Source organism: Polynucleobacter sp. MWH-HuK1, assembly GCF_018881815.1.
Taxonomy (GTDB): domain Bacteria; phylum Pseudomonadota; class Gammaproteobacteria; order Burkholderiales; family Burkholderiaceae; genus Polynucleobacter.
In genome coordinates, this window is the sequence record NZ_JACVPP010000001.1 from 1366371 (window position 1) to 1380282 (window position 13912).

At 45.1% G+C, this 13912-nt stretch carries 14 protein-coding genes; 10 read left to right on the top strand and 4 right to left on the bottom strand.

Annotated elements, in window-relative coordinates; translation table 11 throughout:
- Window positions 1-2: 2 nt before the first annotated feature.
- Genes ICE93_RS07050 through ICE93_RS07060 form a run of 3 tightly spaced genes read left to right on the top strand, consistent with a single transcriptional unit; the run spans window position 3 to window position 4285 of the window.
- Complete coding sequence (locus ICE93_RS07050; protein ID WP_255554531.1) at window positions 3-989, top strand: tripartite tricarboxylate transporter substrate binding protein BugE; 987 nt, start codon at window positions 3-5, stop codon at window positions 987-989.
- Between the two features lie 27 nt (window positions 990-1016).
- A complete protein-coding gene (locus tag ICE93_RS07055; protein WP_216186871.1) occupies window positions 1017-1802 on the top strand; it encodes an SDR family oxidoreductase in 786 nt (261 codons plus the stop codon).
- Window positions 1799-4285 carry an ABC transporter permease gene (locus tag ICE93_RS07060; protein ID WP_216186873.1) on the top strand — a complete coding sequence of 829 codons (2487 nt, stop codon included), beginning with the start codon at window positions 1799-1801 and terminating at the stop codon, window positions 4283-4285. The genes ICE93_RS07055 and ICE93_RS07060 overlap by 4 nt, the downstream gene beginning before the upstream one ends.
- A 10-nt stretch (window positions 4286-4295) precedes the next feature.
- Here the strand turns inward: ICE93_RS07060 and ICE93_RS07065 are convergent, their stop codons facing one another.
- Genes ICE93_RS07065 through ICE93_RS07080 form a run of 4 tightly spaced genes read right to left on the bottom strand, consistent with a single transcriptional unit; the run spans window position 4296 to window position 6504 of the window.
- Entirely contained in the window at window positions 4296-4832 is a 537-nt protein-coding gene (locus ICE93_RS07065; protein ID WP_216186875.1) for an RDD family protein, read from the bottom strand.
- A 9-nt stretch (window positions 4833-4841) separates the two neighbouring features.
- The gene (locus tag ICE93_RS07070; RefSeq protein ID WP_216186877.1) at window positions 4842-5465 is read right to left on the bottom strand and encodes a DUF3106 domain-containing protein; all 624 of its coding nucleotides are present in this window, start codon (window positions 5463-5465) and stop codon (window positions 4842-4844) included.
- A gap of 14 nt (window positions 5466-5479) precedes the next feature.
- Window positions 5480-5938: a DUF3619 family protein gene (locus tag ICE93_RS07075; protein ID WP_216186879.1), complete on the bottom strand. Its 459-nt coding sequence runs from the start codon at window positions 5936-5938 to the stop codon at window positions 5480-5482.
- Window positions 5935-6504, bottom strand: coding sequence for an RNA polymerase sigma factor (locus tag ICE93_RS07080; RefSeq protein WP_216186881.1), 570 nt, complete (start codon window positions 6502-6504; stop codon window positions 5935-5937). The genes ICE93_RS07075 and ICE93_RS07080 overlap by 4 nt, the downstream gene beginning before the upstream one ends.
- Window positions 6505-6697: 193 nt before the next feature.
- On the opposite strand from ICE93_RS07080, the gene ICE93_RS07085 reads away from it, so the two are divergent.
- From ICE93_RS07085 to rpsO, 7 genes are all read left to right on the top strand, one after another.
- Window positions 6698-8485, top strand: a complete 1788-nt coding sequence (locus ICE93_RS07085) for an acetolactate synthase 3 catalytic subunit (protein ID WP_216186883.1) — start codon at window positions 6698-6700, stop codon at window positions 8483-8485.
- Window positions 8485-8976 carry an acetolactate synthase small subunit gene (ilvN, locus tag ICE93_RS07090; RefSeq protein ID WP_011902903.1) on the top strand — a complete coding sequence of 164 codons (492 nt, stop codon included), beginning with the start codon at window positions 8485-8487 and terminating at the stop codon, window positions 8974-8976. Before ICE93_RS07085 ends, ilvN begins: the two co-directional genes overlap by 1 nt.
- Before the next feature lie 50 nt (window positions 8977-9026).
- On the top strand, window positions 9027-10043 hold the full coding sequence (ilvC, locus tag ICE93_RS07095) for a ketol-acid reductoisomerase (protein WP_068323077.1): 1017 nt from the start codon (window positions 9027-9029) through the stop codon (window positions 10041-10043).
- Between the two features lie 34 nt (window positions 10044-10077).
- A complete protein-coding gene (locus tag ICE93_RS07100; protein WP_216186885.1) occupies window positions 10078-10725 on the top strand; it encodes a phosphatidylserine decarboxylase in 648 nt (215 codons plus the stop codon).
- Window positions 10726-10753: 28 nt separating this feature from the next.
- Window positions 10754-11617: a CDP-diacylglycerol--serine O-phosphatidyltransferase gene (gene pssA / locus ICE93_RS07105; RefSeq protein ID WP_216186887.1), complete on the top strand. Its 864-nt coding sequence runs from the start codon at window positions 10754-10756 to the stop codon at window positions 11615-11617.
- A 230-nt stretch (window positions 11618-11847) separates the two neighbouring features.
- Window positions 11848-13395 carry a 2-isopropylmalate synthase gene (locus ICE93_RS07110; RefSeq protein ID WP_216186889.1) on the top strand — a complete coding sequence of 516 codons (1548 nt, stop codon included), beginning with the start codon at window positions 11848-11850 and terminating at the stop codon, window positions 13393-13395.
- A gap of 200 nt (window positions 13396-13595) precedes the next feature.
- On the top strand, window positions 13596-13865 hold the full coding sequence (gene rpsO / locus ICE93_RS07115; protein WP_216186891.1) for a 30S ribosomal protein S15: 270 nt from the start codon (window positions 13596-13598) through the stop codon (window positions 13863-13865).
- Window positions 13866-13912: the final 47 nt, after the last annotated feature.

Genomic DNA, 13912 nt, shown 5'->3' on the forward strand with positions numbered 1-13912 from the left:
ATATGAAATTCACTAAATTAAATCTGATTAAATTATTTAGCGCGTCCGCTCTTGTAGGATTGTGTTCTGTTGCTGTTGCTCAGGCACAAAATTTTCCCGTGAAGCCAATTCGCTTGGTGGTGCCATTTGCGCCAGGGGGTAGCACCGATATCATCGCTCGTGCAGTAGGCGATGCCCTAGGACGTCAATTGGGTCAGCCAGTCATTGTGGAAAACAAGGCAGGCGGTGGCGGTTCTATTGGTGCATTAGAGGTTATGCGCGCACCTAAAGATGGATACACCATCGGTATGGCTACTGTATCTACGACAGCTGCTAACCCGGCTATCAACCCGAAGATTGGTTACGATCCAATTACTGATTTCACAGCTATTAGCAATATTGCGGCAACTCCAAACATTATTGCGGTGAACCCATCCTTTCCGGCTAAAGACTTTAAAACCTTTATGGCAGTACTTAAGGCAAATCCTGGTAAGTATTCCTACTCAAGCTCTGGAACTGGCGGCATTGGTCATCTACAAACTGAATTATTTAAAAGTTTGACTGGTGTATTTATCGTGCATATTCCTTATCGCGGTGCAGGCCCAGCATTGGCTGACACGGTAGGCGGACAAGTCTCGATGATTTTTGATAATTTACCTTCATCATTACCGTTTATTAAAGATGGCAAGCTAGTCCCGATTGTTGTTGCTGCGCCTAAGCGATTGGCTCAACTGCCTAATGTTCCAACTTTTGCTGAAGTTGGCTTGGCGCCAGTCAATCGCATGGCTTACTATGGCTTGTTAGGCCCGGCTGGCATTCCAAAAGAAGTGGTGGAAAAATACAATGCAGCACTACAAAAAGTAGTAGCTGATCCAGCAGTGAAAAAGCGTATTGAAGACACGGGATCCATCATTAACGTGAATGGCTCTGAAGCCTTCGCAAAGGAAATTAAAGCGGAATACACCGTTTATAAAGAAGTGGTTGCTAAACAAAAATTGCAGTTAGATTAAAAATAATAATTAGTTTTTGGAGACAAAATGGATTTAGGAATTCGGGGTAAGGTTGCCTTAGTAATGGCTTCTAGTCGTGGTTTAGGGCAAGCCATGGCAGTATCTCTAGCTCGCGAGGGCGTTAAGGTTGCCGTTACTGGTCGTAATCCAGATGGCTTACAGGAGTCCGTCAGGTTAATTGAGGCTGTTGGAGGAAAGGCCCTAGCGCTGAATTGGGATTTATCTGACTCATCAGTAATTGATGGCTTAATCTCAAAAGTTGAAAAAGAACTGGGTCCAATCGATATCCTGATTAATAACACGGGTGGTCCGCCTCCAACACCTGCCGCTGGTCAAGACCCAGCACTTTGGCAGAAAAGTTTTAACGATATGGTGCTATCTCTTATCGCTATTACAGATTGTGTTTTGCCAGGCATGCGCCAGCGTAAATGGGGCCGCATTATTACCAGTACGACATCAGGCGCTATTGCCCCCATTAAAAACTTAGCCATCTCCAATACCTTGCGCGCAGCACTGCTTGCTTGGTCTAAAACCTTGGCGGCAGAGGTTGCGGCTGATGGCATTACAGTCAATATCATCATGCCGGGCAGGGTTGCAACTGATCGCTTACGTCAACTTGATGAAGCCCGCGCAAATCGTGAAGGCAAAAGCTATGAGGATGTGGTCAAGCTGAGTCTGGGTCAAATTCCGATGGGGCGTTATGGAGATCCAAAAGAATATGGCGATACAGCTGCATTCTTGGCCAGTCAAAATGCTTCGTTCATTACCGGCACTGTCATGCGCGTTGATGGCGGTCAAATTCAGGCAATTTGAGCCAATTGATCTCTCGCTTCTTGAGTGGTCTGAAGCGCGATTTTCGCTCTACTGAATTAGCTTGGCTTTTTATTGCGCTAACACTTTCTGTGACAGCGCTTTCCAGCGTGAGTTTCTTGGCTGACCGAATGCAAAGGGCATTTGCATTTGATGCCAGGCAGCTCTTGGCATCCGACCTTTTGATTGTTTCTGATCAGCCATTACCAAGCATATTTTTAAGGGAAGCGCAAAGCAAAGAATTAAAAATTGCTCAAACGGTAGTATTCCCGAGTATGGCTACCGTTGGGTCTAATAGTAAGCTGGCATCACTTAAGGCGACAAGTTCTCAATACCCTTTACGTGGTTCATTACGCGTCAAGACAAACGCACAAGATGTAGCGCTAAATAATGGACCTGAGCAGGGTTCTGTTTGGGTTGATCCAGCTATGTTGGCGAGCTTGTCTGCCAAAGTGGGTAACTCTATGCGGCTAGGTGATAAGACCTTTGTGATTGCTGGAGTTCTTGAGCGAGAGCTTGATCGCGGCGCAGGTTTTATGAACTTCGCCCCGCGCGTCATGATGTCCTTGGATGATTTAAGTTCAACAGGTTTGATTGGGCTAGGTAGTCGAGTAACTTATCGTTTGTTACTTGCAGGCTCAGGTGAGCAAATTTCTGCTTATGGTGCTTGGGCAAATCAATATATTGAAAAAGAGAGTCTCAAGGGTGTTCGGATTGAAACTCTTGAGAATGCTCAGCCTATGATGCGCAAAACGCTTGAGCGCGCAGATCGATTCCTGTCCTTGATCGCACTATTGACGGCCATGGTGGCTGCTGTAGCAATTGCTTTATCTGCGCATCGTTACACTCGCAAGCAGGCAGATGCTTGTGCTGTCCTAAAGTGCTTAGGGGCTAAATCAAACGCAATCCTTATCCGGCAGGGTCAAACGCTTTTAACACTTGGTCTTATTGCTGCCTTTCTGGGCTCTCTTTTGGGCTATCTTGGGCAAAATGTCTTAACGCTTCTATTGGATAATCTGGTGATGTCAGATCTGCCTCAGGTATCCATATGGCCAGTACTTTGGAGTGTTTTGGTTGCCTGGAGCTTGTTGTTTGGATTTGCTGGCCCAGCCATTTTCAGGTTGGTGAAGGTTTCTCCTATTCGTTTGATCCGCAAAGAATTTGATGGTGTGGATGTCTCAAAATTTTGGACTGTTGCTTTCGGCCTAGTGACCGCACTTTCGTTAATCATGATCGCTGCACGCGATTGGAAATTAGCTTTATGGACTAGCCTCAGTTTTGCTGCTGCAATAGCTATCTTTGCTTTTGTCTCTTGGGGATTTTTAAGGCTCGTTTGTGCAGTGCCAACCAGGCGATTTGCTCTTAGTTTTGTGATTCTCTCGCAAGGTCGAAGAACTAGTCTTGCTATAGTCCAGATTACAGCCTTAGGAATAGCGCTTATGGCTTTACTATTAGTTCTTTTATTACGCGCGGACTTTTTGAGCGCCTGGCAAGGCAATATACCTAGCGATGCGCCTAATCGCTTCATGATCAATGTACAAGAGGATCAAAAGCAGGGGCTCACGCAGTCTTTGCAAAATGCAGGCGTATCTGCTCCACAGTTTTACCCAATGATTAGAGGTCGATTAATCGAAATTAACGGCAAAGATGTAACGCCAAATGATTATGCTGAAGAAAATGCCCGACGTCTTGTTGATCGTGAATTTAATTTATCGTATACAGAACAAATACCATTAGGCAATCAACTGTTGGCGGGTAAGTGGATAGAGGGTGACGCGCCGCAGATCTCAATGGAAACTGGCATTGCCAAAACCCTGAAGCTAAAAATGGGAGACCAACTAACTTTTGAGGTTGCGGGAGAAGAAATTACCGCTCCCATCACCTCATTGCGCAAATTAGACTGGGGTTCAATGCGAGTGAACTTTTTTGTGATTATGCCTGCCGCTCAGTTGCAGTCACTGCCTCAGTCATGGATTACTTCTTATTATCAGTCACCGAAACAGGAATCTTTGGATTTTCAGTTGAGTCAAACTTATCCCAATCTAACGATTGTGGATGTATCAGCTTCTTTGCAACAAATTCAAGATGTATTAAATAAGCTTTCATCAGTCTTGGGTTTACTGCTGGCATTTACTATCATTGCCGCTATTTTGGTCTTAATGTCTGCTATTGCCGCCACGCAGGACGAGCGTTATAAAAACGCAGCTCTTTTAAAAGCATTGGGCGCCTCTCGTAATACGCTGGCGAATATTGCCAATATTGAGTTAACAATGATTGGTCTGGTGTCGGGAGCATTGGCTGGTCTTGCTTCTGGGATTGCTGCCTGGGCTTTGGGTCGTTACGTAATGGAAATTCAATTTAATGCGTTTGTTGAAGCCCTATTCATGGGTATTACCTTTGGCGTAGTTGCTTGTCTGGCTTCGGGATATCGCTTCCAAAAGAGGATTCAGAAGGCTACGGCAATTGAATGTCTTCGTGAGGCTTGAAGCAGGGTGATCAGGTCAGGGTCACGAGGTTTTTAGGAAGCTCAACTAAGCGCGTACCAGCAAAACGATCTGGCAGGCTTTGCCGATGCAAATGACTTTGACGGTCTAGGTAAGTGCTTAGTGGCCAAATAAATAACGCCACTGCAAAAAGCATTTCAATGATTTGCCATTTCTCTAAATGAAAAGCCCATTGCAATAAGACGCATGGAATAAGCCATAGAGATCCATAAACATAGCGCCAAAAGGCCTGTCGTTTAGTTAAGGTGTAGCCATCTTTGCCGATAATTCTTATTCGCCATGTCTGCATGGCTAGCGTCTGACCGGATTTGGTCCAGTACCAGACAAAGTAAATTCCCAATACAGCATATAGGTACAAAAAAGTAAGCCAACTCGGCAATGAAATGCCGAAAAGAATTCCTAGGCCAAGATTTGGAACCAAAAACGTAAATGCTATTACCCCCAGTAATACAAGTTGTTCATAGAGGCAGCATGAAACACGACGCCAAAATTGGGGAGAAGGTAATGCGTTCAGTTCAGCGGGCGTCATGATAGTCAATTAATTGCTGGATTGACTACTCTCGGATTCTTGCGGTAGGTCTTCTGTAGGAGAGGGGGGTGATATGGCTGGAGCAGCCGCCGCAGCAGGCAGGGTAACTTTTGGAGAAATGGGATGCAGCTGCAGTGTTGGTGAGCTAGTAGCGGTCGGTTTTTTCTTTGTTGCTGATTCAGCAAACTTCTTTTTTTGCTCATCACTGAGTTTTTGGTAAGCTGTCCATGCTTCCGCTTTTTTCTCAGTTGGAAACTTCAGGCTAGCAAGATAATTTTCTCGAGCAAGGCGACGCTCTTTTTGAGAAAGGTTGGACCAGCTAGTCATGCGAGATTGAAGTCGCTCTTGCTCTTGCGCACTCATTTTGGGATAAATATTTGCTACATACATCCATCTTTTGCGACTCTCAGGAAGCATGTAGTCCCAATCGCTCTCAAGGGGCGCAAGGATTTTTTGTTGAGCTGGTTTTAAGCTTTCCCATGTCCCATCAGGTATTTTCTCGGAAATTGTTGTTGCTTTCCCATTTGAATTGTTGGGCTGTAACTGTGCGATTGCTGGACTAGCGATGAGTACGCACAGAAAAGCGCAAAGCGCTAGTCCACAAGATTTTTGCGTTCTAGTTTTGAATGACATCAAATGAGTCGGAATTATTTGCTTTGAATCGAGTCTGATGGGTTATCTGACTCAGAAAGAGGGCCGTTTTTAAGAAAGGCCAGAAATCCGCTGTCAGCATAAGCATCGGGTGGCACGTCATCAGACAACAGTGCCGCATCCACTTCGGCAATGTCATTAATACGTGAATCATCTTGCCACTGTGCGATACCTATCAAGCCAAATACTAAGACCACTAGTGGAGCAATCCAGCCCAAGGTATCCCAAGTGCCGCTTGAACCAGATGTCCAGTTGCGAACAGAGCCTGCTAAAACTTGTTTTTGAATACGTACTTTTTCAGGTTTTTTAACGGATAGAGCCTTCATGCGAGCTGCATACAAGCGATCTTTAATGTTCTGGGGAATGGTGTGAGCACCTTGACGGAGTAGGGCAGCGCTAGCCTGACCAAATTGGTCTGCTTGGGTCTGGGTTAGTTGGTCATCTAAGTGTTTCACAGGGTAATTCCTTTTAATTTCAATGCTTTAGCTAATGTTTGGGTGGCTCTAGAACAGTGGGTTTTGACGCTTCCTTCGCTACAACTCATTGCCAGTGCCGTCTCAGTAATACTTAGCTCATCCCAATAACGCATCAGGAAGGCTTCTCGTTGACGTACAGGCAATTTAGATATTTCTGACTCCAAAGCCTGTAAAAGCTGACTTTTTTCAAGCTTTTGAGCCCCATCTTGATGAATTTCACTGTCATCTGGGGCGGAAAGGGACTCTAAAGCGTCAAAATCGTCGCTTTCATCAGCCTTTTTGCCCATATTGGAAAAAAGGGTTACCCAAGTATTTCTAACTTTTTGCCTTCTAAACCAGTCATGAATGCGATTTTGCAAAATTCTAGTGAAAACCAAAGGTAGCTCTGCTGCTGGTCTATCACCATATTTTTCAGCAAGCTTGATCATGGCATCTTGAACAATATCCAATGCTGCGTCGTCGTCACGCACGGCATATACCGCCTGCTTAAAGGCGCGCTGCTCAATACTGCTGAGAAAGTCAGATAGTTCTTGGGCTGATGCCATGCAATGGATTAGACCTGAATCGGTAAGAATTCAGCCATTTTAGGGGATTGCTATAGAATATAGGGCTTACTACCTAGAATCTCATTCAAGAAGTGGTTTTTTCCGGTAGCAGCGCCGTTCGAACTCAGGCCATAAGCAGGAGATAGAACAGACCAATCAATTTTTTGCCGAAAATTGCAAAGGACGAAAGAAAATGAATACAAGCAGCGCCGAATTTTTAGCTAGCAAAGCTAACAAAGACTCAACAGATACAAACAATGATGCAGCGCCTCCAGAAATGATTGGTGCAGAGATGCTCGTTCATGCATTGCACAAAGAGGGTGTCGAATACGTTTGGGGTTACCCAGGCGGTTCTGTTCTCTTCATTTATGACGAAATTTTTAAGCAAGACAAGTTTGAGCACATTCTTGTTCGCCATGAGCAGGCTGCTGTTCATGCTGCCGATGGCTATGCTCGTGCAACCGGCAAGGTTGGCGTAGCGCTAGTTACCTCAGGTCCAGGTGTGACCAATGCGGTGACTGGTATTGCGACTGCTTACACTGATTCGATCCCTATGGTGATCATCAGCGGTAACGTTCCTACTTATGCTATCGGTGAAGATGCTTTCCAAGAGGCTGACACTGTTGGTATTACACGCCCAGTTGTGAAGCACAACTTCCTCGTGAAAGATGTTAGGGATCTTCCTTTGGTATTGAAGAAAGCCTTTCATATCGCGCAAACTGGTCGTCCAGGTCCTGTGTTGATCGATATTCCTAAGGATGTCTCAGCAGCTAAAGGTCCGTTCGTTTATCCAGATGTATTGGAGATGCGTTCTTACAACCCTGTAATTAAGGGCCATAGTGGACAAATTCGCAAAGCAGTAGCTCTATTACAAGAAGCGGAGCGTCCATATATCTACACCGGCGGCGGTGTGATTTTGTCAGATGCTGCTCCTGAGTTAAAAGAGTTCGCGGAGCTTTTGGGTTATCCAGTCACCAATACCTTGATGGGCTTGGGCGGATTTCCTGGAACAAGTCCACAGTTTGTGGGCATGCTGGGTATGCATGGAACTTACGAAGCCAATATGGCTATGCAGCACAGCGACGTGTTGATTGCTATTGGTGCACGTTTTGATGATCGCGTGATCGGTAACACTGCACACTTTGCAAGTCATCCACGCAAAATTATTCACATTGACATCGATCCTTCCGTGATTTCTAAGCGCGTGAAAGTAGATGTGCCCATCGTTGGCAACCTTAAAGAAGTGCTGGTTGAGATGACCGCTCAAATTAAGGCAGCTGGTCCACGTAAGAATGGCGATAAAGTTGCCGCATGGTGGGATCAGATTAATGAGTGGCGCAAAAAAGATTGCTTGAAATATGACGAAGCTTCTCAAATCGTAAAGCCGCAGTATGTTGTGCAAAAGCTGTGGGAGCTTACTGGTGGCGACGCATTTATTTGCTCTGACGTTGGTCAGCATCAAATGTGGGCGGCCCAGTTCTATAAGTTTGATAAGCCACGTCGTTGGATTAACTCTGGCGGTCTTGGCACCATGGGCGTTGGCTTGCCCTACGCCATGGGCATCAAAAAAGCATTCCCAGAAAAAGATGTGTTCACCATTACTGGTGAAGGCTCTATTCAGATGTGTATTCAAGAACTGTCTACTTGCAAACAGTACGACACTCCGGTGAAGATCGTGTCCCTCAATAACCGTTACTTGGGTATGGTTCGCCAGTGGCAAGAGCTCACCTATAACAAACGTTATTCCAGCTCATACATGGACTCTTTGCCTGACTTTGTGAAGTTAGCCGAAGCCTATGGTCACGTTGGTATGCGTATTGAAAAGAAATCCGATGTTGAGGGCGCTCTTAAAGAGGCGATTCGCTTAAAAGATCGCACCGTATTCATGGATTTCCAGACTGATCCAGAAGAAAACGTTTGGCCTATGGTTCAAGCTGGCAAGGGTATTACTGAAATGCTTTTGGGTAGTGAGGATCTCTAATGCGCCATATTATTTCTGTACTCATTGAGAACGAGCCGGGCGCTTTGTCACGCGTAGTAGGTCTTTTTTCTGCTCGTGGTTACAACATTGATACCTTAAGTGTTGCGCCTACTGAAGATCCTTCTTTATCGCGCATGACAATCGTGACTTTTGGCTCCGATGATGTCATTGAACAAATTACTAAACACTTAAACCGTTTGGTTGAAGTTGTTAAGGTATTTGATTTGAGTGAAGGCCCTCATATTGAGCGCGAGCTTATGATGATCAAGGTTCGTGCTGTTGGAAAAGAGCGTGAAGAGCTTAAACGCACTACCGATATCTTTCGCGGTCGCATCATTGATGTGACAGACAAGAGTTACACCATTGAGTTAACTGGCGATGGTGCCAAGCTAGATGCCTTTATTGATTCGATCGATCGCGCATCGATTTTGGAGACTGTTCGCTCGGGCGGTTCTGGAATTGGTCGTGGAGAGCGCATCCTCAAGGTTTAATTTTTTAACTAATTACTGCATCAATTACATTTTCAATACAAGGAAAGAGCATGAAAGTTTTTTACGATAAAGACGCTGATTTGTCCCTTATTAAGGGCAAGAAAGTCACCATTATTGGTTATGGTTCACAAGGTCACGCACACGCATTGAACCTTAAAGATTCTGGCGTTAACGTTACTGTTGGTTTGCGTAAAGATGGCGCTTCCTGGAGCAAAGCAGCGAATGCTGGCTTGACAGTTAAAGAAGTTGGCGAAGCGGTTAAGGATGCGGATGTCGTCATGATGTTGTTGCCTGATGAGCAAATCGCTGATGTTTACAACAAAGAAGTTCACGGCAATATCAAGCAGGGCGCAGCCTTGGCTTTCGCTCACGGTTTTAACGTTCACTACGGTCAAGTTCAGCCACGCGCTGACTTAGATGTGATCATGATCGCTCCTAAGGCTCCCGGCCACACAGTACGTGGTACTTACGCACAAGGTGGCGGTGTACCTCATTTGATCGCCGTTTATCAAGATAAATCTGGTTCTGCACGTGATGTTGCGTTGTCTTATGCGACTGCAAATGGTGGTGGCCGTGCAGGCATTATCGAAACAAACTTCCGTGAAGAAACAGAAACTGACTTGTTCGGTGAGCAGGCTGTTCTTTGTGGTGGTGCGGTTGAGTTGATCAAAGCTGGTTTTGAAACTTTGGTTGAGGCTGGTTATGCTCCTGAAATGGCTTACTTTGAGTGCTTGCATGAACTCAAGTTAATCGTTGACTTGATCTACGAAGGTGGCATTGCCAACATGAACTACTCAATCTCTAACAATGCTGAGTATGGTGAGTATGTGACTGGTCCGCGTGTTGTTACTGAAGACACTAAGAATGCAATGCGTCAGTGCTTGAAAGATATTCAAACTGGCGAATACGCAAAGAGCTTCATCCTGGAAAACAAAGCAGGTGCACCTACTTTGATTTCTCGTCGTCGCTTGAATGCAGAGCATGACATCGAAGTAGTGGGCGCTAAATTACGCGCTATGATGCCTTGGATTGCGAAGAACAAGTTGGTTGATCAGACCAAAAACTAATCAATAGAAGTTAATTAAAAGGCTCAGAATAAAGATGATGTATCCACACCCCATTATTGCGAAAGAAGGTTGGCCGTATTTAGCGTTAGTGGGGGCGGTGACTTTACTTGTCCACTATCTCGGTGGTATTGCCTGGTCGTGGCCGCTTTGGATCATCTTTATCTTTGTTCTGCAGTTCTTCCGCGATCCGCAGCGCATTCCTGCAATGGGTCGTGATTTGGTTTTGTCGCCAGCTGATGGCCGTATTGTGGTTGTTGAAAAAACCAATGATGCTTATGCTGGTCGTGAAGCGCTCAAAATTAGTGTCTTCATGAATGTATTTAATGTTCACTCTAACCGTAGCGCTGTTAATGGTTTGGTGAAAGAAGTTCAGTATTTCCCTGGTAAGTTCGTAAATGCAGATTTAGATAAGGCATCTACAGAAAATGAGCGCAATGCGGTTGTGATTGACGCCAATGGTCAAATCGTTACTTTGGTTCAGGTTGCTGGTTTGATTGCCCGCCGCATTCTTTGCTATATTCATGTTGGTGACCGTCTCAAGGCAGGTGAGCGTTATGGGTTTATTCGCTTTGGTTCCCGTGTGGATGTGTACTTACCGCTTACTGCTGAGCCACTAGTGAGCGTTGGTGATAAAGTATTTGCAACAAATACAGCTTTGGCCCGTTTACCTGGCTTAGATTGATTCTAAATATTATTCACTAGGATATTTTTTGACAACATTTCGCCGTCGTGGTCGCATAGACCGGAGCCGTCTCTCTCATAGACATGCTGCCAATTCTGATCAGCAGTGGGCGGAGGAGTTGGGTGATGGAATTGATTACGAAATAGAGGAGTTGCATCCTCAAAAGCCTCGCTTGCGAAGCAAGGGTATATATCTCCTGCCAAATGCATTTACTACCGCTGCTTTGTTTTGTGGTTTCTTCGCTATTGTTAATGCGATGAATCATCAATTTGAAATGGCTGCGATTGCGATCTTTGCATCCTTAGTCCTCGATGGAATGGATGGTCGTGTAGCGCGCATGACTAATACTCAGAGCGCTTTTGGCGAACAGTACGATTCGCTGGCTGATATGGTCTCCTTTGGTGTTGCGCCTGCATTGGTTGCTTATGAATGGGCTCTAAAAGATTTGGGTAAATGGGGTTGGTTGGCTGCATTTACTTACTGCGCTGGCGCTGCTTTGCGTTTAGCGCGCTTTAATGTAAACACGGGCGTAGTGGATAAGAAGTTTTTCCAAGGCCTACCCAGTCCAGCAGCCGGCGCCTTAATGGCTGGTTTTATTTGGTTGGCTGATGACAATAAGATTCCGGTGCGTGACACGGCCATTCCATGGGTTACCTTCTTTATCGCTGTTTATGCGGGCCTCACCATGGTTTCTAATGCCCGTTTTTATAGTGGCAAGGCTTTAGATGTCCGCTATCGTGTGCCTTTTGGCGTCATGGTTCTGATGATCCTCACTTTTGTTTTGATCTCATCGAATCCTCCTTTGACTCTATTTGGCTTGTTTGTGGTCTATTCCATATCCGGCTACGTCATTTGGGCCTGGGAACGACTCAGTGGAAAGCGTTTTAGCTAATTCCAGAATTTTGGGGTATAGTAATTCCATGACTATAAATTTCTCACTTTTATCTAGTCTTCTTCTGCTAGCACTAAGCCTAATGCTTGGGGCGGGTGAGGCCTGAGTTAATGAGATAAAAGAAATTCATTAGCCACCACATACCAGCCCCAGCAAATTGCTGGGGTTTTTGTTTTGTAAGATTGCGTTAACTTAATAAGTTCAGAAGTATTTAAAACCGGAGAGCTGTAATGAGCGACAAAGTAATCATTTTTGATACCACCTTGCGTGATGGTGAGCAGTCACCTGGCGCATCAATGACTAAAGACGAAAAAGTACGGATTGCCCGTCAACTAGAACGTCTTAGGGTTGATGTGATTGAGGCCGGTTTTGCTGCTAGCTCTGAAGGTGACTTTCAGGCAATTTCAGCAGTTGCTGCTGCCGTTAAAGATTCCATTGTTTGTTCATTAGCCAGAGCTAATGACAAGGACATTACTCGTGCTGCTGATGCCTTACAAGCTGCTAATGCAAAACGCATTCATGCATTCTTAGCCACAAGTCCATTACATATGGCTGTCAAGTTGCGTATGTCTCCTGAAGAGGTTTTGGAGCAGGCTAAGCGTTCTATTCGTTTTGCGCGTAACTTGACTGCTGATATTGAGTTCTCAGCTGAAGATGGTTATCGCTCTGAAATGGACTTTTTATGCAGAGTCGTTGAGGCCGTAATTAATGAAGGCGCATCCACTATTAATATTCCAGATACGGTTGGTTATGCAACGCCTGAGTTGTATGGTGAGTTTATTAAGACCTTGCGTACACGAGTACCCAATTCAGATAAAGCAGTATGGTCAGTACATTGCCATAATGACTTAGGTATGGCTGTTGCAAACTCTTTAGCTGGCGTAAAGATCGGTGGAGCTCGTCAAATCGAATGCACGATCAATGGCTTGGGCGAACGTGCGGGCAATACTGCATTAGAAGAAATTGTGATGTCATTGCGTACTCGTAAAGATTATTTTGATATGGTTTGCGGTATTGATGCTACACAAATTGTGCCGGCTTCAAAGTTGGTTTCTCAGATCACTGGCTTTGTGGTTCAGCCTAACAAAGCAGTTGTTGGCGCTAATGCCTTTGCGCACACATCGGGCATCCATCAGGATGGTATTTTGAAGAACCGTGACACCTATGAAATCATGCGCGCAGAAGATGTGGGTTGGTCAGCAAACAAGATTATTTTGGGAAAGTTATCAGGTCGCAATGCTTTTAAACAACGCTTGCAAGAGTTGGGCATTACTGTCGATGCTGAAGCCGATTTGAACGAAGCGTTTAGTCGTTTTAAGGCCTTGGCAGATCAAAAGTCTGAGATTTTTGATGAAGATATTATTGCCATCATGTCTGATTCAGCGGCGGCAGAAGAGGGTGAACATTACAAATTCATCTCATTAAGTCAGCATTCAGAAACTGGTGAGCGCCCTAAGTCACGCGTGACTTTTCGCATGGGTGACAAAGAGATTAGCTCTGAAGCAGAAGGGAATGGTCCAGTGGATGCTAGCTTGAATGCTATAGAAGGTATTGCTAAAAGCGGGGCAGAGCAGTTGCTTTATTCGGTCAATGCGATTACTTCCGGCACGCAGTCCCAGGGTGAAGTTACTGTGCGGTTGGCAAAAGGCGGACGCATTGTGAATGGTGTTGGTACTGACCCTGACATTATTGCCGCTTCTGCGAAAGCATATTTATCTGCCTTGAATAAGTTGCACGATCCAAGTCAGGTCAAGCTCAATGCCCAGATGACACCTTAAAATACATAAGTCATTGTTTTATATATGTATTTTCATTGAACCACCTCTCTGGCGGTTTTTTGTTCCTTAGTCTGTTGCGCTTATTGATCTGCTACAATTAGAGGGCTTTGATTTATAAAGCTTTTTTGTATTATTTTGTTAATCACGCACGACACTTAATGGGTGAAAGCTCTGGTGTTCGCAAGTTAGGAGTATTAAAAATGGCAGTTGCTGATATTAAAACGGCGGATATCGTCAAAGAAAACGCGCGCAGCGCAAACGATACGGGCAGCCCTGAAGTTCAAGTTTCATTGCTCACAGCCCGCATCAATGAACTAACCCCCCATTTCAAGGCTAACGCTAAAGATCATCACAGCCGTCGTGGCTTGTTGAAGATGGTTTCACGTCGCCGTCGCCTTTTGGATTACCTCAAAGGCAAAGATTTGGATCGCTATCGCGCATTGATTGAGAAATTAGGTCTCCGCAAGTAATTCTTATCGGTATGCAATGCCATCTTTCTTAGGGTTGTTTCTTTACA

What these genes read in the sequence shown, in the direction of transcription:
- ICE93_RS07055 (WP_216186871.1), top strand. Translation starts at nt 1,017, where the DNA reads ATGGATTTAGGAATTCGGGGTAAGGTTGCCTTAGTAATGGCTTCTAGT.
- ICE93_RS07065 (WP_216186875.1), bottom strand. Translation starts at nt 4,832, where the DNA reads ATGACGCCCGCTGAACTGAACGCATTACCTTCTCCCCAATTTTGGCGT.
- ICE93_RS07085 (WP_216186883.1), top strand. Translation starts at nt 6,698, where the DNA reads ATGAATACAAGCAGCGCCGAATTTTTAGCTAGCAAAGCTAACAAAGAC.
- ilvC (WP_068323077.1), top strand. Translation starts at nt 9,027, where the DNA reads ATGAAAGTTTTTTACGATAAAGACGCTGATTTGTCCCTTATTAAGGGC.
- rpsO (WP_216186891.1), top strand. Translation starts at nt 13,596, where the DNA reads ATGGCAGTTGCTGATATTAAAACGGCGGATATCGTCAAAGAAAACGCG.
- ilvN (WP_011902903.1), top strand. Translation starts at nt 8,485, where the DNA reads ATGCGCCATATTATTTCTGTACTCATTGAGAACGAGCCGGGCGCTTTG.
- ICE93_RS07080 (WP_216186881.1), bottom strand. Translation starts at nt 6,504, where the DNA reads ATGGCATCAGCCCAAGAACTATCTGACTTTCTCAGCAGTATTGAGCAG.
- ICE93_RS07110 (WP_216186889.1), top strand. Translation starts at nt 11,848, where the DNA reads ATGAGCGACAAAGTAATCATTTTTGATACCACCTTGCGTGATGGTGAG.
- ICE93_RS07050 (WP_255554531.1), top strand. Translation starts at nt 3, where the DNA reads ATGAAATTCACTAAATTAAATCTGATTAAATTATTTAGCGCGTCCGCT.
- ICE93_RS07100 (WP_216186885.1), top strand. Translation starts at nt 10,078, where the DNA reads ATGATGTATCCACACCCCATTATTGCGAAAGAAGGTTGGCCGTATTTA.
- ICE93_RS07070 (WP_216186877.1), bottom strand. Translation starts at nt 5,465, where the DNA reads ATGTCATTCAAAACTAGAACGCAAAAATCTTGTGGACTAGCGCTTTGC.